The sequence below is a fragment of the Singulisphaera acidiphila DSM 18658 genome (genome assembly GCF_000242455.2).
In the GTDB taxonomy this organism is placed as follows: domain Bacteria; phylum Planctomycetota; class Planctomycetia; order Isosphaerales; family Isosphaeraceae; genus Singulisphaera; species Singulisphaera acidiphila.
Genome location: NC_019892.1, coordinates 2,339,787 through 2,362,041 on the forward strand (window position 1 = coordinate 2,339,787; position 22,255 = coordinate 2,362,041).

Consider the following 22,255-nt stretch of genomic DNA (forward strand, 5'->3'; position numbering starts at 1 on the left):
ATCGCAGACAAGTTTCCTGGCGCGATGATTGTAACGTTGGAGTTTCTCAACACGATAGGTTGTGGCACCGATCGTTTCGTGTTCGATTCCTGCCGACCGAGATTCATCGCCAAGTTGTGCTTAACGTTCGCTGACCCGTCCGATACAATGTGGCGAGAAGATCACCCTAATGCCCCGACTCCGCGCACTTGACCATTGCCTGCCGCATCGTTCTTCGGAGTCAAAAGAGGAGCACCTCGGTGCAGGGGATCGAGATCCGGCGTCGCGATCCTTTCTCTCACGCTCCGACTCGGGCTTAGGGTAAGACGTCTCATGAGCGGTCATGACCCTCGCTCTCCCCTCCGCTCTCTCCCCTGGGGCCTCCTCGGGATGTTCGCGCTGGTCCTCGCCTTCGAAGCGTTCGCGGCCGCGCACCAGAACAATCTCTTTCTGAAGATCGACGCCTGGACCTGGAAGCAGACCGGCCGGCGCGCCGAGCGGCCAGGATCGAAGGCTCGAATCGTCTGTCTCGGAGATAGCCTGGTTCAAGTCGGTGTGGCTTCGCCGATCATCGAAAAGCATGCGGGGCTATCGACTTGCAATCTCGCAATCAGCGGCGGCCAGGCGGCGTCGAGCTACTTTTTGCTCCGTCGCGTCCTTGAGGCGGGGGGCCGGCCCGACAGCCTGGTCCTCGACTTCTTCCCGCGACACTTACAGTCGTCTCCTCTGGTTGGCCTCGACCCCTGGATCGACCTCACCACGTTTGCCGAGGTCGTCGACCTGGCCCGGGCTGGTCGGGACGCCGAGTTCCTGGGCCGAGTCGCGCTCGCGAAGATCCTCCCGACCGTCCGGTCGCGGCCGGAGATCCGTGGTACGATTCTAGCTGCTCTGAACGGCGAGGACCGGAGCGACCGCCACCATGTTCCCCCGTCGTTGCGACGCAACATCGAGGTCAATCGAGGTGGCCTTCTCTGTCCCTCGACCCCGACCCGGCACGAGGACCTGGAGGCCTGGTCAAAAACCTACTTTCCCACAAACTGGTCCTGTCACCCCGTCAATGACGTTTATGTTCGACGGTTGCTGGCCCTGGCCGCATCGCGTGGGATCCGGGTATTCTGGTTGCTTCCCCCGATCCAGCCGGTCCTTCAGCAGCGTTGCGAGCGGAACGGCTTCGACGCCAGGCATCTGGATTTTGTCCGAGGATTCCAGGCCGAATTCCCGAATGTGACCGTCCTTGACGGTCGCCACGCCAACTATGATCCTGACGTCTTTTTCGACCCGCACCACCTGGCCCGAGACGGCGCGGCCGTTTTCAGTTTCGACGTCGCGATGACGCTCCGCCGTTCGATCCACTCCGACCGGGCGCTCCCGCGTTGGGTGGATTTGCCCTCATACGGAAAACGTCGGATTGACGGACCACTCGAGGATGTCGAACAATCAAGAGTGGCTGCGAAGCTCGAGAGAGCGAAGCGGGTCCATTGACTTGACGGTTATGCCTCCCGGCGGCCCTCCTTTGATCGTGTTGACGACCTCGGCCCCTTGTTCGCGACAGACTCTCTTACTTTTGGATCCTTGTCTATGGTCCTCGACCCCAAATTTATTCGCAATTTTTCGATCGTGGCGCACATCGACCACGGCAAGAGCACGCTGGCCGATCAGCTCTTGCTCCAGTCGGGGGCGATCACCCAGCGCGAGTTTCGCGAGCAGCTCCTGGATGACATGGACCTGGAGCGCGAACGCGGGATCACCATCAAAGCGCGGGCGGTCGCGATCAATTATGAGCTCGACGGCCAATCGTATGAGCTGAACCTGATCGATACTCCCGGCCACGTTGATTTTCACTACGAAGTCTCACGGAGCCTGGCAGCCTGCGAGGGGGCTATCCTCCTCGTCGACGCGACCCAAGGCGTGCAGGCCCAGACGGTCGCTAATGCCTACCTCGCGATCGCTGGCGACCTGGCGATTGTTCCCGTGCTGAATAAGATCGATATGCAGGCGGCCCGCCCTGATGAGATCCGCGAGGAGATCATGGCCACCCTCGGGATCGATCCCGACGACGTGCTGGCCATCAGCGCGAAGACAGGGCTGGGTGTGCCGGACGTCTTCCGGGCGATCATCGATCGCGTACCGTCCCCTTCGGGAAGCCCGACTGCTCCGCTCCGCGCCTTGATCTTCGACTCGAAGTTCGATGACTACCAAGGGGTGATCATCTACGTCCGGGTCGTCGACGGCGTGCTCCGCGTCGGCCAGAAGGTTCGCCTGATGGCGGGGGGGACCGAACACGAAGTCATCGGCCTCGGCCGCTTCCGCCCGCACTCCGTGGCGTGCGATGAGCTTGGGGTGGGGCAGGTCGGCTACGTCCACGCCAACATCAAGAAACTCGCCGACGTGAACATCGGCGATACCCTCACCGAATCACCACGAGGGGCCCAGGTCGCTCTGCCAGGCTACCAGGAGCCGGTCCCTGTCGTCTTCTGCGGCCTCTTTCCGGCCACGCATAACCAATTCGAGGACCTCAGGACCGCGCTCCAGAAGCTCGCGCTCAACGACTCGAGCTTCTCGTTCGAGCCGGAAACGTCCGACGCCCTCGGCTTCGGCTTCCGTTGCGGCTTCCTGGGCATGCTCCATATGGAGATCGTCCAGCAGCGGCTGGAGCGCGAGAGCAACCTCGCCCTGGTTCAGACGGCTCCGAACGTGACCTACGAAATCCTCGATAAACGAGGGGAAACGACCCACGTCTCCAACCCGACCCGGATCCCTGACGCGGGGGACATTGAAGAGTTTCGCGAGCCGGTCGCCAAGGTCAGCTTTATTCTCCCGTCCGACTCCATCGGCGCCATCATGCAGCTTTGTGAGGATCGCCGCGGCACGTACTTGAAAACCGAGTACATGACGCCGACTCGCGCGATCCTGACCTACGAACTGCCCCTGGCCGAAATGATTTATGACCTCTACGATAAGCTCAAGAGCGCGACTCGTGGTTATGGAACCATGGACTACGAGCTGATCGGGTATCGTGCCAGCGACCTCTGCCGGCTCGACATCCTGGTGGCTGGATCCAAGGTCGACGCCCTCTCGATCGTGGTTCACCGCGCTCATGCCGATCGTCGCGGGCGCAAGCTGGTCCGCAAGCTCCGCGCCGAGATCGACCGCCACCAATTCGAGGTTGCGATCCAGGCCGCGATCGGCACCCGAGTCGTGGCTCGAGAAACCATCTCCGCGCTTCGCAAGAACGTGACGGCCAAGTGCTACGGCGGCGACATTTCCCGAAAAAGGAAGCTGCTCGAAAAGCAAAAGGAGGGCAAGAAGCGTATGAAACAGATCGGGAACGTCGAGATCTCGCAGGAAGCCTTCCTCTCCGTCCTCGACGACGGGGAAGAGTAGGCGAAGCGGGGGAGACAGTCGATCGCTCCGACGGCGTTCGGCGAGCCTCGGCTTTCACGGTCCCTTGTCTTCCCCTAGACGATCGTCCGACTCAACGCAGCGACGCCTATGAGCCCACTCATTGCAGACCAAGTTGAGCCCCAAGGCGCGACCCTCCGCTCCGGCTTCGTGCGCCAGATGGTCGAATTTCTGATCGCCCTCAGCCTTGGCATCTTGGTGATTCGGACCTTTACCGCCGAAGCCTACGTGGTGCCGACCGGCTCGATGGCTCCCACCCTCCTCGGCAATCACGAGGAGGTGGCCTGCCCAAATTGCGGGATGCGGTTCGCCTTGGGACTCGATGAGGAGGGGCGGGCGGGCCATCCGGTCTGCCCCAACTGCGGTGAAGATAAGCTCGACGGTGTACCAATCGTCCCTTGTAGCGGCGATCGGTTACTCGTCCAGAAGGGACTGTATGACTTCAAGCGCCCGAGGCGCTGGGAAGTCGCCGTGTTCCATTTCCCCGCCGATCCGACCCAGGCCTACGTCAAGCGGGTCGTCGGCTTGCCTGGCGAGTCGGTCCAGATCTGGCGTGGCGATGTCTACATCAACGGCAAGATCGCCCGGAAATCGTTCCAGGAACAGCGGGCGATTCGCATTCTGGTGTACGACTCGCAGTTTGTCACTCGGGATGCCAACCGAGTCCCGCGCTTTGTTTTCCATCGCGGCCGGTCCCAGCAGAGCGGGTTGGAAAGTGCATGGCGGACGGAAGGTCCGTTACTGATCCACGACGCGGGCGATCCGACCGAGGACGCGTTGGATTGGGCAGAGTACCGCCACCGCGACCCCGACCGTGCGCAATACACGCCGATCTATGACTTCAACCCCTACAACGGCGGGGACCTGCGCGGGGAGAACCGTGTGCCCGACCTGATGGTCGAGGCGCACCTGATTGTGGGCAATGACGTTCCGACGGTGGATGTCCGGCTCAATTCTGGGGCGGACCGGTTTGTGATCACGCTCCCCTTCCATGAGTCGGGTCTGCCCCAAGTCCGTCGCAACCACCGGGAAGTCGCTCTCACCCATGCGGTGCCGATCCCGGACACGCCAGGCCACGCGCCGAAGTCGCGAGTGCTCGAAGCCTCGGTCATGGACCATCGGCTCTCGGTCTCGCTCGACGGAGTCCCGCTGTTTGATCCGGTCGACTACGACAATCCGGCGGTTGGATATGTCTCGGATGTGAGCCCGATCGGGGTGGGGGTCCGCCATGGTTCCCTGACGATCGAACGACTCAAGGTCTTCCGTGACGTCTATTACACCAGCGCACTGGCCAACACGCCGAGGCGACCGTTTGGGGTCGATGAACCGTACAAGCTCGGTCCGGACTCGTTTTTCGTCCTCGGGGACAACAGTTCGGTCTCGAATGACTCCCGGTTCTGGTCCAAGAGCCCGGTTGTACCCGGTGACCTGTTCCTAGGTAAGCCGTTCCTGGTCCATCTGCCGGGCCAGGTGGTTCCCCTTGAGGTTTTCGGCCGGTCGGTCTACTGGGTTCCCGATCCTCGCGAAATTCGTTACATTCGATAGCAAGACTGAGTGCCTTGGCCGAACCAGCGGGGATATTCGACGATGAACCGGAGCTATGCGACTCGTCATGATGTGGCGAGTTCCGACGCGAAGCCCAAGGAAGCGAAGAAGGAAGGCCATCGCGAGACGATCGAGGCTATCGTCGTCGCCATGATCCTCGCGCTTCTGGTCCGTGGTTTCGAGGCCGAGGCCTTCGTCATTCCAACCGGTTCGATGGCGCCGACCTTGATGGGGCGCCATAAGGAAGTGACCTGCCCCCAGTGCAAGTTCGTCTATTCGGTCAACGCCTCCGGAGAAGAGGGCGGGGGAGGCCAGCCTCTTGGTATCGGCGGATTCCGGTTCCGCGGCAATGCCGAGGGACGACCAGGCTCAAGGGTCGTTGCGGGAACGTGCGTCAACTGTCGCTTTCATGCCGACCTGACCGGCGAGCCGACGTTCAACGGCGACCGGATCCTCGTCATGAAGTTCAACTACGACATGCCCTTCCTGCCCGGAGCCTCGGTGCCCGAGCGTTGGGACGTCGTCGTCTTCCGATATCCCGAGGAACCCGAGGTCAGCTATATCAAGCGCCTCGTGGGCCTACCGGGTGAGAACCTGCGGATCTGGCATGGCAACATCTACATCAAGCGTTCAGGCCAAAAAGACTATGAGATCGCTCGAAAACCGCTGAAGCACCAGCGGGCGATGGCGATGATGGTCTACGACGACCGCCATCGCGCGGCGGCGATGTGGAACAAGCCGGAATGGTTACGCTGGACCTCGACCACGCCGACCACCTGGAAGGAAGGGGTCACGGGCTCCTACTCCATCGCCGCGAAGCCGGGAGAGGTGGCGGAGCTTCGCTATCGGAACCTCGTTCCGGACCCGGAGCAGTGGGAGGCGATCCTCAACGAGCAGGAGTTGCCACGGAAGCCGCGCCCGACGTTGATCACCGACTTCTATTCCTACAACACCAACCAATCGTCCAACTTTCGGAGCGACGACAGCGGTGCTCTCGCGCATCCCGATTGGGTCGGCGACCTGAGCCTTTCCGCCCGACTCGACGTGAAGGAGGCCAAGGGGATCGTTCAGTTCGAGCTGGTCGAGGGTGGGGTCATCAATCGGGCTGAGATCGACCTGGCGGAGGGGACGGTGAACCTCGTCCACAACGGGAAGCCGCTCAACGAAGGGCGAGCGACGGTGGCCGTCGGTGTCGGCTCACATGACATTCACTTCGCCAACTTCGATAATCGCCTGTCCCTGGTCGTCGATGGTAAGCCGATCTTTGGTGACGGCCTGGCCTACGAAGATAACCTCGAAACCCCCGTGCTCCCGACCGTGGCCGACCTGGCACCGGCGGCCGTCCGTGCCGAAGGGGCTTCGGTTGGCGTGAGCGACCTTGTCTTGAAACGCGATATCTACTATACCCTCACGCCTGGGCACCCCGATTACGATAGCTTCTGGGACGACGATCATATTCCGAGGACGACGGTCGAGTTGTTTGACAATCTGGCCAATCCCTCGCGATTTGCCTTCTTGGCCAACTTGCCGCCCAAGGATTATCAGATCGGCGAGGATCGATTCCTGATGCTCGGGGACAACAGCCCGATGAGTCGGGATAGCCGAGGTTGGAACAACGACGACCGCCGGAGACTCAGTATTCCGATCGACGAGCCGGGCGCTGGCTGGGATACGTCGGATCGGGCGAGTTGGGAAGTTCCCAGGAACTTGCTGACGGGGAAAGCCTTCTTTGTTTATTGGCCGCACGGAAAGCCTTTCGGGCCGGACATCCGCCTGAACCCCGATTTTCGCATTCCGTTCCGGCCCTATCTTGAACGGATGAAGTGGATTCGCTGACCGCCGGACGCGGTCTAATGGCCCTCATGGGTCTTCACGGAGGATCGGCCCATGGCTTTGCTGGAAGTCCGCAGCTTAGAGAAATTTTACGGACGCCGTAAAGTCGTCAACGGTGTGACCTTCGACGTTTCGCAAGGTGAGGTGGTCGGCCTGCTCGGTCCTAACGGCGCAGGCAAGACCACCAGCTTCCGCATGACTATCGGCCTCATCAATGCCGACGGCGGTAAGGTCACCTTCGACGGTCGCGATGTCACGAATATGCCGATGTACCAGCGGGCTCGGCTCGGGATGGGCTACCTCGCCCAGGATTCGAGCGTCTTCAAGCAACTCTCGGTTGAAGACAACCTGATGGCGATCCTCCAGACGATTCCCAAGATGAACCGCCGGCAGCGGATCGATCGCCAGAACGAACTGCTCGACCAGTTCGGACTCGTCCATATTCGCAGGACCAAGGCCAATCGGGTCTCAGGCGGTGAACGAAGGCGGTTGGAAATTGCCCGCTCGTTGATCACTGACCCGAAGCTGATCATGCTCGACGAGCCGTTCGCGGGTATCGACCCCAAGACGGTCAACGAGATTCAGGACTCGATCCGCGAGTTGGCCGTCCGGTTCAACCTCGGGATTCTCCTGACCGACCACAACTTTCGCGAAACGATTGAGGTGACCGACCGGAGCTATCTGATTCGCGAAGGGCAAGTCTTCGCCTATGGAACTCCGCGTGAGGTTCTACTCAACCCCGATGTCCGTCGTTACTACCTGGGCGAACGGTTCGACGCCGGCCACCTACTCGATCAAATCCAGCGCCGGAGTCTTCAACACGATCATCCCGGCGAAGCTCCCAACGAGGTCGTGATCGACAACATCGACGTGGATACCCGCCTGACACCTCGCGACGACGGGTTGAACGGCCCGGTCATCCCGCCTCCCCGTTAATCCGCAAGGCGATCCGACCCTTCAGCGCGAGCGACTTGTGCGGACCACCCCTCAAGGTGGCCCGCACAGTTGCCATGCCTCACTTCCGCTTCGTGTAATCCACTTCCATAAACTTGATCTCGTCCCCGGCCCCATCGAACTTCATGTAGAGCGTGAAGACGCGCGTGCCGTCGTCCTTCATCGTGGTGACCATCTTCTGGGTGTACTTGACCTTGGTGTTGGGATCATACCCGTCGCCCGTGTAGGTCATCGTCTTGGTCTTGGCGTCGTAGCTCCCCTCCAGCACCGCGAGAGTGGGGCTCATTGAGTCGATCCAGGAGCCGATGTATTTCTTCTTGGCCGGGTCGTAGCCGAACTGCCCACGACCTTCAAACTTCGCGTCACCGAAGCTGCCTTCAAATTTGGAGAGCACCCAGAGCCCACCGTGCAGGACTGTGTTGACCTCGGTCCCCTTGGTGACCGTTGGCTTTGCGTCGGGCCCGGCCATGAAGGACTTGATGGTTGCGTCCCAGGTCCCCTCGTCTTCAGCCAGGATTTTGTGCTCAGCCGACGGCTTCGGGACCGGGTGGCCTTCTTGGGCGAGCGCCATTGCAGGGAGCCCCAGGATCGCGGCAGCCAAGTAGAAGCAGGCCAGCGGCTTCGGCAAGTTCATCACGCGTCTCCTTTGGACAAGCGGACAGGTTGTTACCAGGTGGGCATTGTGAACGTCTGTCCCTGTTGTGTCCAGCCCTCAATCGGCAATTCCGTCGTTGGGGAGCACGGAACGGACGAAGGCAGACAATAATGGAAATGTCGACACTTCATTTGTCCGCGAGGTGACTTATAAAAGACAAGTGCCAAGAGCCGTTGCTATCTTGAAGCAAACGGTTCCTGGCACCTTGGTTCTGGCTGGCTAGAAAACGAGAGGGGATGCACACCGGCTATCATGTGCATAGTGGAACACACTTGAGTGTGTGTCCAAGCCCACTCAGTTCACCTGGCGCCTTTCTTGGGAGCGGCCGTCTTACTCTTGGCGATCTCCTGCTCGTACTTCGAGATGGAATCGCTCGAGGCGTCCTTGGAGGCCGCAGCCGAATTCGACGAGTCCCCACAGCCTGCCAGCGTGAGCAACGAAGAGGTTGCGAGGAGGAGGCAGAGCACAAGGAAATGCCGGCAGACTTTTTTATTCATGAAATCACCCTTGCCTACGATAAATAATGGAGTCTTATGGTTTTATGATCTGGATCATGAACTGAGCGTACAAGTCGATCCGCCGTGGGTCGACCGGGCTCCGCGACCAATCAGGCTCGACAGAGTGTGCTCAGTACGAGTCGGAGCTGATCACTTCACCGCCATTCCGGCTGCCGAGGCCCATGTAGGTTTGCTGGGCGACGCTGTCCTTGATGAAGCGGACGCTGCCGTCAGCCATCAAGAAGCCGCTGCCACCGGGGTGTGGGCTGGTGGCCATTGCCAGGCCGTTCTGTTCAGGCCAACAATCGGGGCTGCAATCTGATCGGCAACCCATGACGTGCGGGCCGTTGGGGGGTTGGATCGTGTTGAAGAGTGAGAGTTCAAATCCGCCGACGGTCCACCACCTTCCCGCCCAATTCGCTTCGGTGACGCCAGCCTTACGGTAGCCATTGGCGTCGCACTGAGTTTCCATTTGCTTGTAGAGGCTGAATTCGGTTTGGGCATTCCCCGTGACCGGGTCGCCATCCGCGGTCAGGGCCCAGACACCGACGCCACCCCCCCAGCCGTCGGAACGGCTCCACTGGCCCCGTTGGCCGTCGCCGCCCATCTGCTCGCCGAATGCGATGGTGTTTGATGTCCCGTCAAGGCAGTCGCGAACACCGTAGCAAAGGTCGACGGTGAACAGGCCGTTCGTGGCGCGCCCTTGGCCCTGTCCATTACTGCCGCCCCCCCTCTGGACCTTGGCGAACGTGCCGGTACTGGCTTTGTAGTTGTTCTGAATCAGGGGGTCGCGACCTCCGTCCGACGGGCAGAGGAACGAAGCCACGGTCATGTTCAGGGTCGTCGTGTTCTGAGGGTCCGAAGGCGCGGCGTACATGAAGTTCAGGGAGCTGAACGCGGCCCTCTGTTCCATGTACGGTGCCATCAGCGCAAGGCAGCTCCAGTACTGCCACGCCCCGTTTTGGCCATCGGGTCCGATGCCGGGGCGCATCTCACCGATGGGGAAGGTATCCAGGGTGCTGTGGTAGTTGTGCAGCGCCAGACCGAGCTGCTTCATATTGTTGATGCATTGGGCGCGGCGGGCGGCCTCGCGTGCCGCCTGCACGGCCGGCAAGAGCAGGGCGATCAGGACTGCGATGATGGCGATCACCACCAATAACTCAATCAAAGTAAAGCCGCGTGAGCGTTTCATCATACCCCCCCCTCACATCTCAGTGGCAAGGGTGTGGCCGCGCCAAACAAAGCGGGACCGTTCCACCCGTGCCAGGCAGACGGCATCCCGTCGGAAGACACGAATGACAATTGTGGATTGAGAAAACGTGATTGAGTCTGATGACATCAGGGTGTCAGTGTAAACCGCCACCGAATGGAAGCATTCGAGAGCGAGTCTCTGCAGCATCATGTCACGACACGACCGTGTCAATGAAATTATCCTATTTCTGGAAATCTGGCCATTTACAGGAGGTTAGAAAAGGCATATCCGTATTTTGGAGATCTGAAGCAGGGCGGAGTGTTCACCCGGTATTGCAAGGATTTGCTTGTTGATAAAAGTCGGTCGGCGAATCAGTATTTGGAATCGCAAGTTGTTTTAAGGCATAGCGTTGCGATTTTTGCAATGTGTCTGTGCACAAGCCGCATGTCGTTATGGCCTGGAGATCGTGAGTCGTGTCGTGCAACGCAGGATCAAATCTCCTGGGAACGAGAAGTGCGCTGTTGAGGTTTCATCACAGCCTCAAGGGCGACCGCCAATCGCCCGAGAGATGCTTCGTCGATCGCCCTGCCGATTCGGCAATGCGCAAGCATTCTCAAGACTCGTCATGGGATTTTGATCCTAAGCAATTGACGGTCAAACGACAGGGGCTAGGACGAGTCCGCTGCGTTGAGAATGTCTTGTCGAGTCGGATTGAACAGACTCTCTGTCACCGTGAATTCTCAGGTGAACCACGAACAGAAGATGGTTGTAGGTTCAGTAAGATTGGCCTTTGAAAGCCGATTGTCTGTGCTCGTCGAATGAGCCGTTCCTGTGGAATTGGAATTGCTAGGTGTCGTTGCGATCAGTGGTCGGAGAATGGGGAGCAGGGGGGGCAATTCCTTCGTTCTCGATATCAAGCTCGCGGGTTTGGTTAGGTGGTCTTGCGGGCTTCCGTGAACGGCGGGGGCGATGAGAGCCAAGGGTCTGCTTGTTCCTCGCTTGATCGCGTGCCATCCGGCTCAGAGTCTGTCCCAGAAGGCGAATCCCAGGAGTGTTTGCGGATCTTCCGGGTGCCATGCGGTTCCGTACGCGGACCCCATGCGGGAATGCCTTGGCCTGGGCGCACGGGGTTTGAGTACGGAACCCGTGGCACCCAAGGTCCGTCATTTTCCCGTGAAGCCTGACCTTTCGCGACAGACACTCAGAGCCGATTCTCTGCCAGTCGTCGGGTCCGTCGATAGCGGAGGTGGTATTTCAGGCCGGTGGTGAAGAAGCAGAGTCCCGCGACGACGCCGTAGATGATGGGAGCGAAGCGCGGGAATCGGGCCATGGGGACGATCGCGAGAAAGGTCAGCGCAGCCTGGACATAATAGCTTCCCGAGAGAATGCCCCCTTTGACCAAGAAGAGGGCTCCGTTCATGACCGCGATCATGGGCGCGAGGGTCAGGACGGGCAGGCCGAGGAGCCATTCGACGAGAAAGATCAGGTTGATCCCGATCACACCCGCGCCCCAGATGTGGGCCAGTTGTCGTTCGACGAAGGAGATCGGGCCACCGCGGCGCCTGAGGGTCCAGAACAAGGCTGCCCAGGCCCCGAGGCCGACGGTGAAGATGGTGACGTAGGGCCAGCGTGCGGAGACTCCCCGCCAGAGCAGTCCGTTGGTGAGTCCGAAGAAGAGGACCAGGGCCACGCTGTGGCAGATCCAGAGCATTCCCCAGTTCTCGAGGACGGCCGCGTGATGCGTTTCGCCCAGGAGCCGCGCCGCCAGAGCGCGGAGGGTCGTGGAGCGTGCCGAGATCGGCTCACCAGCCAGGTAGGCGTCGAGGTCGTCTCCCAGCGCGGCCGCACTTGGATAACGGAGGTTGGGTGCCTTTTGAAGACACTTCAGGGCGATCATCTCGAGGTCGGCGTTGACTTTGGGGTTGAGGAGGCGGGGCGGGACCGGATCTTGCTCCAGCAGCAAAAGAACGGTATCGAGCGGGGAGGGGGCCTGGAAGGGGGGGCGGCCGGTGAGCATCTGGTAGAGGATCGCCCCCAGGCTGTAAACGTCGCTGGCGGGGCCGATCGGGCCCCAACTGCGAGAGGCCTGCTCGGGCGACATATAACTCGGCGTTCCCAGGATCGCGCCGCTCTGGGTCAGGCTGCCATCGACGTCGATCAACTTCGCAAGGCCGAAGTCACCAATATACGCTTCCCCATCCCGGTCGAGCAGGATATTCGACGGTTTCAGGTCGCGGTGAAGCACCCCTTGGCCATGGGCGTGCTGCACGGCACGGCTGACCTGGACCAAGAGCTTCGCCGCCTCGGTGGCGGTCATCGGTCCATCGGCCAGACGTTTCGCCAGTGTTGTGCCGTCGATGTAGGTCATCACGAAGTAGGGCTGCCCTTCGTGCTCATCGACATAATGTAAGGGAACGATGTGAGGGTGAGCGAGTTTGGCGGCCGCCGCAGTCTCCGCGCGGAATCGGGCCAGGTCGTTCGCGCCGGCCGACTCGCCGCGCAACAGGCATTTCAACGCCACGATCCGGCCGTGCTCGAGCTCCAAGGCGCGATAGACGACTCCCATGCCTCCCCGGCCTAACTCTTCGAGGAGTTGGTGGTTGCCGAGTCGCTGAGTCCCCGGCTCCAGTAACGTCGGCTTCTGTGAGAGGCCGTGACGGGAACTGGAGGACCAGGCGGCGGTTTCTTTCAAGGGCGCGGCCAACTCTTCGGCAATCCGCGCCGTGGCCCAGAGGTCACGAAGCTCGTCCGCAAGTTCGGGGTGACGTCTCGCAACCTTCTCGACGTCCGGTACGAGCCCTTGCCGAAGCTCGTCCGTCAGCTCTTGGAGCAGCGCGATGAGCTGCGTTTCGTGCTCGGTCGACTCGAGGACGTCCTGATCACGGTCATGGGGCGAACGCGGCTCGCTCATGCCTCTCCCTTCAGCGACGGAGTTTCCCCGAGGATTGTTCGCAGTCGGCGGAGGGCGCGGAGGTGTCTCATCCCGGCTGCGGCTTCGCTCACGCCGAGGTGCCGGGCGGCGTCGCCGTTGGAGAGTTGCTCGAAGTGGCGCATCAGCACGATCTCACGATCGTTGTCGTCGAGTTGGGTGAGCGCGTCGCGAAAGCGTCGTTCCAACTCGTGCCGCAAGACGGCGGCCGCCGGGGTCAGGTTCGGGTCGCGGAGCTGCGCTGCCAGATCCATTGATGAGCGATCGACGAAAGCGGGGGCGGCCAGCGACTGCTCGCGATCGAGACTGCGACGGGCGGCAACGCGATGTCGCCGGTGCTCGTCGATCATGTGGTCCCGGGCAATGTGGCGCAGCCAAAGGTGGAACGGCATCGCGGGATTGCGCAGGTAATCCGCCAGCCGCTGATTGGCTTTGAGAAGCACCTCTTGAACAACGTCGCTCGCGTCGACTCGTCGTTCGATTGTACGGTCGAGGCGGTGAAGGATCATCCTCCGGAGCGGCTCGCGGTGTCGCTCCCAGAGTCGCTCCGTCGCCGAGGCTCCCTCTTGCTCGACGCGTTTCAGCAGGACCTGGGTCTCGTTTGCATCAGGCCACATGGTGCTGCTCAGGCTGAGATTCGGATGCCACTCCCCAAGTATACCGCCCCGTTTGGGCCGGGAACCATCGGGCATCGGGTCGCCCGGGTTTGCTTCTTTTTTTTGCAGTTGAGTTAAGAACCGGTTGGTGTCTCGGTTGGGGAGGAGTGGCCGGATCCCAACGAATGCCCGTGAGTTTCAGACGGTTCGCGTCGTGTTAATCGCCGCAACCGAAAGGGAGGTCTGCAATATGTACGTCGTCTACTCCTACCTCGCGTATCTGACGATCAGTATCGGTCTCACGATCTGGGTGGCCCGCACGCTCATGAAGAACGGCCGTGTTTTCCTGATCGACGCCTTCCTCGAGAACGAAAGACTCGCCGATTCCGTCAACCACTTACTTGTCGTCGGTTTCTACCTGGTCAATTTCGGCTATGTGAGCCTCGCGCTCAAATACGGCGATCGTCCGGTGGATTTGCCTGGGGCGATTGAGACGCTGAGCACGAAGGTCGGTGTGGTGTTGCTGGTTCTGGGAGGAATGCATTTCTTCAACCTCTACTTGTTCTCCAAGCTTCGTCGGCGTTCGATGCTTCGTAGCCAAAAACCACCGATTCTGCCCGAACGTTTCATTGAGCCGGCTCGAGAATTCAGCCATTCCTGAGGGTGGGCCATCGAGTGAAGTCGGGTCGGTGGAGCGGGGGAGAGCGCGTTCTCTCCCGCCTTTTGGCTTATGGGAGGGCTTCCGCATGCGACGTCTCTTCGTGCTCTATGACGACCGGTGCGGACTCTGCACCTGGGCTCGGCGCTGGCTCATGCGACAGCCGGCATTCTTGGAGTTCGTCTTCATTCCCAAAGGTTCAGACTGGGCTTTGCGGATCTTTCCCGACCTCGCGTCACCCGAAGCGGTCGACGACCTCGTCGTCGTCTCGGACGTTGGCGGCGTCTACCGCGAGGCGCAGGCCTGGATCATGTGCCTCTACGCCCTGGAAGAATACCGCGAGTGGTCGCTCCGCCTGGCGCAGCCGCTCTTCTTACCGCTCGCTCGTCAGACGTTTGCTTTGATCTCGACGGGCCGCCAGCGCCTCTCCGCCTGGCTCGAGTTGGCGAGCGATGCCGAGATCGCGAACACGCTTCGCCCGTTTCAAGGGGCCGCTTGCGAGATCCAGGTTCCCGAAGCTGTCCTCGCGTCGAGTGAGCATTCAAGCGGATGATGACTGCCAAAGCGGCCTATCCTGCGAGTTCGTTGTGGCCAAGGATTGAGCCGACCATCCCGATATTCAGGGAATCGGCTGTGAGCGGGGGAGCGAGCCGCTCCCCCGCTCACCTGGAAGAACACAGGAGAACCGACCCCTGGGACCGTCCGTGGCCTTAGTTCGTCGGGGTGGGTTGGTACGAATGGACCTCTTCGACGAGTGCGATCACGTGGTCCACGGGGGTGGTGGGCAAGATGCCGTGTCCGAGGTTGAAGATGTGACCGGGCCGGCCCGCCGCCTGGTCGAGGATTCGTCTTGTCTGGCGCTGGATCTCGGGGATCGGTGCGAAGAGCAAGGTGGGATCGAGATTCCCTTGAACGCCGACTTTGGGGCCCAGCCGATTCCAGGACTGATCCAATTCGACCCGCCAATCGAGCCCGATGATATCGCCGCCGGCGTCGCGCTGAAGTTCTAGGAGCGAGCCGGTGTCGGTCCCGAAGTGGATCACGGGGGTCGCGGGATCAAGACCCTCGAAGAGCCGGCGCATGTGAGGGAGAACGAACCGGCGGTAATCAAAGGGGCTGAGGTTACCGACCCAGCTATCGAAGATCTGGAGCACCTGCGCTCCCGCAGCGACCTGAGCGTTGAGATAAAGGGTGGTCGCGGCGACGAGCCGTTCCATCAGCGCATCCCAGGCGCCCGGATCGCGATACATGAACGTCTTTGCTTTTTCATAATGACGCGACCCCCCTCCTTCGATCGCGTAGCAAGCCAGGGTGAAGGGAGCCCCCGCGAACCCGATCAGGGGGATTCCCGAAGGAAGTGCCGACCGGATCGAGGTCACTGCGCGGTAGACGTAATCGAGCGGGGAGGGATCCTCCATCCAGCGGATCCGATCGACGTCCGCCGCGGTCCGGACCGGGTTGTGGATGACTGGTCCTTCGCCCTTGGCGAATTCGAGGTCGAGCCCCATCGGCTCGAGGATCAGCAGGATGTCCGCGAACAGGATCGCGGCGTCGACGCCCAACCGCTCGGCGGCGGTCACCGTCACCTCGGTCGCAAGCTCGGGGTTCTTGCACAGTTCCAGGAAGGAAACCTTGGCGCGGAGCTCGCGATACTCAGACATGTAGCGCCCGGCTTGGCGCATGAGCCAGACCGGGGTGACGTCGGTCGGCTCGAGGCGGCAGGCCTTGAGGAATCGACTCTGCCTGAGCGTCTCATTCATGGTGGATGGTGAGGCGGAGGTTGGCATGGGGGATGTCGTCTTAGGACTCGTTCGGTAGGCAATAGCAAACCATTTTACGCCAGGGGCCGTAGAAGAGGGAATGGTGGCCTGACCTGTCTGATTGCCGAGGCCCGACCTCTGACCCGCTTGCTGCGGAATTTCACCGTTGCGCGAGGAATCGCGATCGGGCAAAAGGGGGGTAGGCTCATGCGGTGACGGGGCGTACAATTTCAGTCGGATGCGAAGGAGCCTGCCCGAGTATTCAGGGCGAAAAACCCACAAGTCTTTATTGATTGAGGAGTTTTGGGTTTAGCGGTTCACTTAATCAGAGTAATTGTTTGCTTGGCAATGACTTACGTCGAGTAACGCCGAATGCCCGGAAAGGCTCGCAGGAAGCCAGGTTCTCGCTCTCTTTGGCCGCGATTCGAAAGCGAGGACTTTTGAAGATGAATTCGATCTGCGGCGTTTCTCGATGAGTTTTTAAAGATGGACCGTGTCGATTCGAATGCAGGACGGAATCAAGATTCCCCTTCCTACACCAACGGTGAGAGCGCTGAGGCTGCTTGCCGGAAAATCCTTCAGCCCCCTCCTCCTCGGTTTCACCCGGGGAGTCGTCCGACGGAGGACGAGGAGCTGCTCAATCGCCCAGTGCCTCCGTCGCCGCAGGCACAGGCTCCGGAACTGGCCGCGTTCACGCACACCGACCCCTGGCGCGTGTTGCGGATCCAGGGTGAGTTTGTCAACGGGATCGATGCGCTGGCCGAGGTCGGCGCGGGGGTGGCGGTCTTCGGCTCGGCCCGGTTCGGCGAGAACAACCCGTTTTACGCCGAAGCAAGAGGGCTCGGGGCCAAGTTGGTCGAGGCCGGTTTCGCCGTGATTACGGGCGGTGGGCCGGGGCTGATGGAAGCGGCCAATCGGGGCGCCTTCGAGGCGGGCGGAATCTCCGTCGGCTGCAATATCGAACTCCCGTTCGAGCAGTCGGAAAACCGATATACAACGCTCTCGATCGACTTCCGCTACTTTTTCGTGCGGAAGACGATGTTTGTGAAATACGCCAATGGGTTCGTGATCTTTCCGGGCGGCTTCGGTACCCTGGATGAGCTGTTCGAGGCTTTGACCTTGGTCCAGACTCGGAAGATCAGTCGGTTCCCCATTGTGCTCTTCGGTTCAGCCTACTGGAACGGCCTGCTCGACTGGATCAAGGGAACGCAACTGGCCCACGGCGCGATCTCGCCCGAGGACATGAATCTGCTGATCGTGACCGACTCGATCGACGAAGCACGCGACGTGATTGTCGACTGTTATAATACACGATGCTGGACGACCTGGAAGAAGTCGGAAGGGGCCAAGCTCGACGCCGACCCGCCGGGTGCTCCAGCCACCGCCATCGACCCTGCCAAGTCCGACGCTCAATAGGTTACGAACGAACCCGTTGAGCTGAGACCGTCCCACCGGCCCCGCCCTTGACTCGCCTCCGCACTCCGCAGGAGCCCTTGAGACATGACCATCGCCCCCGACGTGACCGTTCAGGACGCCGAGGCGTTTCGCACGCTCGAGCAGACGCTGAGTGCCTCGGGGCCTCGAGCCGCACTCGACCAACTGGTCGATCATCTCGCCGAACGGGGGGAGTTTCGTGCTCTGCTCGATGCGCTCTTACTACGGGCCCGCCATGAGCTGGGACTCCCCTTGATTCAGGTTGGCTCCCTCGGCGACTTGCCGGAGCCGGCTCGATCTCAGTACGAAGAACGCTATGTCGAGGCGATCCGATCGGTCGGCAACCGGCTCTTGAACACGGGTGATATCGCGTCGGCATGGCCCTACTTCCGGGCGATTGGCGAGCCCGAGCCGGTCCGCCAGGCCATCGATGCCTATCAACCGGTCGAAGGGGACGAGCAGATCAACCAGATCGTCGAGATCGCCTTCAATCAAGGGGCCAATCCGCGCAAGGGTTTTGAGCTGATCCTCGCGCACTATGGAACCTGCTCGGCGATCTCGTCCTTCGAACATCTCCCTCACGATGAGGCGATCCGCGTCGCCTGCTCTGATCGCCTGGTCCGCCAACTCCATGAGCATCTGGCCGCGAACCTTCGGGCGGAAATTGCCCAGCGCGGCCAACCACTGCCGGCCGAAGGAAGCCTCATCCCGGCCCTGATTGCCGGGAACGACTGGCTCTTCCAGGAAGACGCCTACCACATCGACATTTCCCACCTGTCGGCCACGGTCCGGTTGGCTCCCATGTTGACTGACCCCGAGACGCTCACGTTCGCGGCCGGACTCTGTGAGTATGGCCGCCGGCTTTCCGAACGGCATCAGTATGAGGGGGAGCCGCCGTTCGAGAAAACGTTCGATGACCACGCGATCTACCTTGCCGTACTACTCGGCCACGATGTCGAACTCGGCTTGGCCCATTTTCGCCGAAAGCTCGAAACCTCCGATCCCGATCGGCCGGAAACGTCCCTCTCGGCGCAGGTGTTGGTCGGCCTGCTCGTACGACTTGGCCGGCTCGACCAGGCCATCGAACTCGCGGCCGAGCACCTGGCGGGGATTCCGGAGTCCAGCTTGATCTGCCCGGGCGTTGCTCAACTCTGTCAGCGGGCTGGTCAACCCGACCGGCTGGCGACGATTGCCCGCAAGCAAAGGGATCTCGTCAACTTCACCGCCGCGATTCTCCAGGCGGCCTCCTCCACCACCCCACCCGGCCTTGGCCACTGAGTTTTAGACGTTCATTTGTTGCGTGCCACCGTGACTCGATTCGGTTTTGAGAGACTTGTCGCGGCTTTTTCGGGAGCCAGGTCATTTTTTTGTGGCATGGTTGTTTTCGAAGTGATGAACGAGATGCATGGCGACAGTGGTGGAGGTGCCGGTCAATGACACGCCTGAGATCGACACTTGCGGGCGTTGCCTTGACGGTCGTCTTGGTCGCCATGAGTCAGGCCGACGAGCCGGCGTCCGTGGCGCTGTTCGACGGCAAGACTCTGGCCGGGTGGACGCTCGAGTACACCCAGCGGTTCGTGGTGCGCGACGGAGTGATCGTCAATGATGGCGGTACGGGCTGGCTACGGAGCGAGAAGCGTTATAAGAACTTTGAGCTCGAGGCGGAATATCGCGCGGTGAACAAGGGCTCGGATAGTGGAATCTTCTTCCGAACGTCCACCGAGAGCTCACCCGAGGATCCGCACTGGCCCGCGCGCGGCTACCAATTGCAGGTCAGCGATTCCGAGAATAATTTCAAGGTGTTCGGCCATGGCACCCCTCCACCCACCTCCGATCGGCACGCTGCGGAATTGAAGCAGGCGATGAAAGGTACGGGGGAATGGCAGCTGATTCGCTTGAAGGTGGTCGGTACGCACGTCGAGGCGTCGTTGAACGGCGTTCCCGTTACCGTGTCCGATGCGATTGTGCTTCCCGAGGGGCATATCGGGCTCCAGGCGGAGCACGGACATTTTGAATGGCGCAGTCTCAAGATCAAAGAACTTCCGGCCCCCTAAAAACCAAGACCGGCCGTTTCGAGCTTGAATACCCATGTCACATTCACCGCAGGTTCCCGATGCGCGTGAGGTCGACCGGATCGAGGCCCTGGTGACGGTCAACGACCCGGCGAAGGCGGACACGTTCTTGCTCGAATGTTTGCCAGGGACGACGTGGCGGGTCCGAATCCGAACCGCCGATGTCTGGGCGACCGTTCGTGACCGAACGCCGCTGGGGTCGTTCGACGAACGCGATTGCACCTGCCTGAGCCTCAGATTGTCGCGGCCGGTCCCGGTCGAGCCGGGTCTCCGGTTCCAGATTGTTGCTGAGGATGACGAGTCGTTGAGTGCCTCGGGAATGGTCCGCCCCTGGGGCGTCTGACGATCGCTTGATCCGTCCGCTCAACGATCGGCCGGCTCGTTTGTTGCGAGGTCATCCCAAGAAAGGCCCGCCTCGGCGAGAGCCTTGGCGGGCAGGTCTTGGAATTGGCTAAGGAGGAAGTCACGCCCCCAATCCTCGTTCTCGATCGCCTCGAGAGGGGGCAGGTCAATCAGGCCGAAGCGGACGGTGAGAATCTCGTAGGCTTCGGCGACTCCAAGCTCAACGATCGGAATCAGCGCCATGGCGATGGTCGGTTGGAGGTATGGACCACGATCGGGGCGAGCTGCCAGACGCCTTTGCCGCGGCTGACCCAGCGAAAGCCAGGCGGAGCGACCCAGACGTCATCTGAGCCATTATGCGAGTCCGAATCGGAATCCGAGCGCCCCTCGGCAAGCACCTGCCTCAACTCGGCTCCGGCCACGACGTAGATAAACATCGCCAGGATGACCTGGAACCAGTCGCCATGTACCAGGCTGTAGAGGCCGAACAAGGTGGCCAGCCCACGGCCGATCGATGCTGCGATCATCGTTGCCCGGACCCGGCCCAGCCAGCCGCTCAACGCGGCTCGCAACACGCGTCCACCGTCCATCGGGAAGGCGGGGATCATGTTGAACAACACCAAGACGATGTTGATCGACAGCAGGTTCATGGCGAACGCACCCAGGATCACAGGGGTTCCCGGTCCATCGAACAGGCCGAGTCCCAACACGAGGGCCAGGATCGCGGCGATCACGACGTTCACTGCGGGGCCAGCCAGGGCAATCGCCATCTCGGCCCCGGGCGACTTTGGCATTCGCCGCAACCTGGCCACGCCACCGATTGGGTAGAGGGTGATATCCTCTGTCTCGATCCCGAATCTACGGGCCATGAGCGCATGGCCAAATTCATGGAGTAGGACGCAGCTAAAGGCTGCCACCACAAGCAAGATCGCCGGGAACCCGCCCAGCACCATGCCTGCGTAGGCCAGGATCAGCATGAAGGTCGAGTGGAGGTAAACGTCGATTCCCGCCCACCGGCCCAACTTCCAAGAACTTTGCATGAGATTTTCCTTTCTCGAAGGGCGGACCCTTCACTTCTCTATAGTACTTCGCACTTCGAGTGAGGAATGTTCAACCCGACTGACAATAAACCATTACTTGAATGAGATTTCGTGCCAATGAGAGCAGGCACTCATGGAGCCTGCTCCCAACGGTCGAGCGCTAATGGGCCTTGGAGCAGAGACGGGGGAAGTTGTCCCCCCGCTGGGCTAATCAGTTTGGCATAAACCGTGCCGTCGATCGAGTTACTGAGGAAGCGGGTCGCTCCGTCGCAAAAAACGAAGTTGCCGCCATTGGAGTGGCCGCTATTGGCGAACGGGAACGAGCCCTCGACGCTCAGATTTTGGCCATAGCCAATATTCTCGTATGTCCCTGGCCGATTCGCCCAGGCCCAGCCTTTGCCATCCATGCCGGATGGGCCCGGTTCCAAGGACCCGGCCAGGCAATCGGTCGTCGATCGAGCGGATTGGCAAACGTCATCGGACGCGAGAAACATGCAGAAGTTCGGCAGGGGGCAGGCCCAATTGGTGGGGATTCCTCCTGAATAACGCGTCCCTGGGGAATAGCCTGCCAGCGTATTCTCGGCGAGGAGAAGGGTCATACTTGATCCGTCGGAGATGTCGTTCGGTCCCGTGGCGATGTCCCAGGGCTGGTCGCCCGTGTGTGTACCCAGGAACATGACTCCAAGCTTATGACTGACCGCCTGGGTCTCTTGCCAGGTGCTTCCGGGAGGAGTCCATCGGAGCTGTTGACCATTCTTTGATTGCCCATCCCTCTTCCCGCCATTCCAGCTTAACGGGATTGCGTGCCAGCGCGAGTATCCTCCGTTGACAACGTAGCTTAGAATTCCTTGGCCGCGCTTCGGCGTTCTAACATTGGGGCATTTCAGAACACCGAGGGCCGTCGAACTGACTTCGAAGTTGTTTGGCGACGGCGATGCCGGATTGAGCCCTTTCCTGCTCAGGTAGGACTCATCAAAGCGCCAGAAGTTCGATTGATCGTTTGCGTCAAGATAGGGAAGTATGTCGACGATCCAGTTGCGAAGCCAGGCGTCAGCTTTTCCATGGAATGAGGCGGGATTCTCGATCGACCGAGCGATGATCGAATTGGCCGGGGTTCCGCCATGAACGAGCGGGTCGTCGAAAAACGTCCCTGCGTTTGGAAACCGGTTTTTGCTCGAGGAGAAATTCAGCAAGCCGAGACCGAGCTGTCTCAAATTATTCGCGCACTGTGTTCGGCGACCTGCCTCGCGCGCGGCCATGATGGGGGGAAGGAGCAACGCGAACCCGAGGCCGATGATCAAGACAATGACCATCAGGTCGATGACCTTGATCCCACGATGAGGACAGCCATGGATCAGCACGCTCGA

General features: G+C 60.7%; 20 protein-coding genes. 11 read left to right on the forward strand and 9 right to left on the reverse strand.

Annotated features, from left to right (window positions below; translation table 11 throughout):
• Nucleotides 1-312 precede the first annotated feature (312 nt).
• The 5 genes from SINAC_RS09200 to lptB all read left to right on the forward strand — a co-directional run bounded on the left by SINAC_RS09200 (nt 313) and on the right by lptB (nt 7,695).
• Nucleotides 313-1,461: a hypothetical protein gene (locus SINAC_RS09200; RefSeq protein WP_015245408.1), complete on the forward strand. Its 1,149-nt coding sequence runs from the start codon at nt 313-315 to the stop codon at nt 1,459-1,461.
• Between the two features lie 96 nt (nt 1,462-1,557).
• Nucleotides 1,558-3,363, forward strand: a complete 1,806-nt coding sequence (gene lepA / locus SINAC_RS09205) for a translation elongation factor 4 (RefSeq protein ID WP_015245409.1) — start codon at nt 1,558-1,560, stop codon at nt 3,361-3,363.
• A 108-nt stretch (nt 3,364-3,471) separates the two neighbouring features.
• Nucleotides 3,472-4,926 (forward strand): signal peptidase I, encoded by a 1,455-nt coding sequence (lepB, locus tag SINAC_RS09210; protein WP_015245410.1) that lies wholly within the window; start codon nt 3,472-3,474, stop codon nt 4,924-4,926.
• A gap of 42 nt (nt 4,927-4,968) precedes the next feature.
• Nucleotides 4,969-6,762: a signal peptidase I gene (lepB, locus tag SINAC_RS09215; protein WP_015245411.1), complete on the forward strand. Its 1,794-nt coding sequence runs from the start codon at nt 4,969-4,971 to the stop codon at nt 6,760-6,762.
• A 51-nt stretch (nt 6,763-6,813) separates the two neighbouring features.
• On the forward strand, nt 6,814-7,695 hold the full coding sequence (lptB, locus tag SINAC_RS09220; RefSeq protein ID WP_015245412.1) for an LPS export ABC transporter ATP-binding protein: 882 nt from the start codon (nt 6,814-6,816) through the stop codon (nt 7,693-7,695).
• A gap of 79 nt (nt 7,696-7,774) precedes the next feature.
• Here the strand turns inward: lptB and SINAC_RS09225 are convergent, their stop codons facing one another.
• From SINAC_RS09225 to SINAC_RS09245, 5 genes are all read right to left on the reverse strand, one after another.
• The gene (locus SINAC_RS09225; RefSeq protein ID WP_015245414.1) at nt 7,775-8,347 is read right to left on the reverse strand and encodes a DUF1579 domain-containing protein; all 573 of its coding nucleotides are present in this window, start codon (nt 8,345-8,347) and stop codon (nt 7,775-7,777) included.
• Nucleotides 8,348-8,667: 320 nt separating this feature from the next.
• Nucleotides 8,668-8,865, reverse strand: a complete 198-nt coding sequence (locus SINAC_RS09230) for a hypothetical protein (protein ID WP_015245415.1) — start codon at nt 8,863-8,865, stop codon at nt 8,668-8,670.
• Between the two features lie 130 nt (nt 8,866-8,995).
• Entirely contained in the window at nt 8,996-10,060 is a 1,065-nt protein-coding gene (locus tag SINAC_RS09235; RefSeq protein WP_015245416.1) for a DUF1559 domain-containing protein, read from the reverse strand.
• 1,198 nt (nt 10,061-11,258) lie between these two features.
• Nucleotides 11,259-12,968, reverse strand: coding sequence for a serine/threonine-protein kinase (locus tag SINAC_RS09240; protein WP_015245417.1), 1,710 nt, complete (start codon nt 12,966-12,968; stop codon nt 11,259-11,261).
• Nucleotides 12,965-13,603, reverse strand: coding sequence for a sigma-70 family RNA polymerase sigma factor (locus SINAC_RS09245; RefSeq protein ID WP_015245418.1), 639 nt, complete (start codon nt 13,601-13,603; stop codon nt 12,965-12,967). Before SINAC_RS09245 ends, SINAC_RS09240 begins: the two co-directional genes overlap by 4 nt.
• Before the next feature lie 229 nt (nt 13,604-13,832).
• On the opposite strand from SINAC_RS09245, the gene SINAC_RS09250 reads away from it, so the two are divergent.
• Nucleotides 13,833-14,243 carry a hypothetical protein gene (locus SINAC_RS09250; RefSeq protein WP_015245419.1) on the forward strand — a complete coding sequence of 137 codons (411 nt, stop codon included), beginning with the start codon at nt 13,833-13,835 and terminating at the stop codon, nt 14,241-14,243.
• 85 nt (nt 14,244-14,328) lie between these two features.
• Nucleotides 14,329-14,793, forward strand: a complete 465-nt coding sequence (locus SINAC_RS09255; RefSeq protein WP_015245420.1) for a DCC1-like thiol-disulfide oxidoreductase family protein — start codon at nt 14,329-14,331, stop codon at nt 14,791-14,793.
• A gap of 157 nt (nt 14,794-14,950) precedes the next feature.
• On the opposite strand, the gene hemE is transcribed toward SINAC_RS09255, so the two are convergent.
• Nucleotides 14,951-16,027, reverse strand: coding sequence for a uroporphyrinogen decarboxylase (hemE, locus tag SINAC_RS09260; protein WP_020465628.1), 1,077 nt, complete (start codon nt 16,025-16,027; stop codon nt 14,951-14,953).
• A gap of 459 nt (nt 16,028-16,486) precedes the next feature.
• Between hemE and SINAC_RS09265 the strand changes: the two genes are divergently transcribed.
• The 4 genes from SINAC_RS09265 (at nt 16,487) to SINAC_RS09280 (ending at nt 19,849) form a co-directional block, all read left to right on the forward strand.
• Nucleotides 16,487-17,416, forward strand: a complete 930-nt coding sequence (locus SINAC_RS09265; protein WP_015245422.1) for an LOG family protein — start codon at nt 16,487-16,489, stop codon at nt 17,414-17,416.
• 84 nt (nt 17,417-17,500) lie between these two features.
• Nucleotides 17,501-18,712 carry a hypothetical protein gene (locus tag SINAC_RS09270; RefSeq protein WP_015245423.1) on the forward strand — a complete coding sequence of 404 codons (1,212 nt, stop codon included), beginning with the start codon at nt 17,501-17,503 and terminating at the stop codon, nt 18,710-18,712.
• Between the two features lie 155 nt (nt 18,713-18,867).
• The gene (locus tag SINAC_RS09275; protein WP_015245424.1) at nt 18,868-19,488 is read left to right on the forward strand and encodes a 3-keto-disaccharide hydrolase; all 621 of its coding nucleotides are present in this window, start codon (nt 18,868-18,870) and stop codon (nt 19,486-19,488) included.
• A gap of 34 nt (nt 19,489-19,522) precedes the next feature.
• Nucleotides 19,523-19,849, forward strand: a complete 327-nt coding sequence (locus tag SINAC_RS09280; protein WP_015245425.1) for a hypothetical protein — start codon at nt 19,523-19,525, stop codon at nt 19,847-19,849.
• 20 nt (nt 19,850-19,869) lie between these two features.
• On the opposite strand, the gene SINAC_RS09285 is transcribed toward SINAC_RS09280, so the two are convergent.
• The 3 genes from SINAC_RS09285 to SINAC_RS09295 form a co-directional block, all read right to left on the reverse strand.
• On the reverse strand, nt 19,870-20,091 hold the full coding sequence (locus SINAC_RS09285) for a hypothetical protein (protein WP_015245426.1): 222 nt from the start codon (nt 20,089-20,091) through the stop codon (nt 19,870-19,872).
• Nucleotides 20,082-20,888 (reverse strand): site-2 protease family protein, encoded by an 807-nt coding sequence (locus SINAC_RS09290; RefSeq protein ID WP_015245427.1) that lies wholly within the window; start codon nt 20,886-20,888, stop codon nt 20,082-20,084. Before SINAC_RS09290 ends, SINAC_RS09285 begins: the two co-directional genes overlap by 10 nt.
• A gap of 131 nt (nt 20,889-21,019) precedes the next feature.
• Nucleotides 21,020-22,249 (reverse strand): DUF1559 family PulG-like putative transporter, encoded by a 1,230-nt coding sequence (locus SINAC_RS09295; RefSeq protein ID WP_015245428.1) that lies wholly within the window; start codon nt 22,247-22,249, stop codon nt 21,020-21,022.
• Between the last annotated feature and the right edge of the window lie 6 nt (nt 22,250-22,255).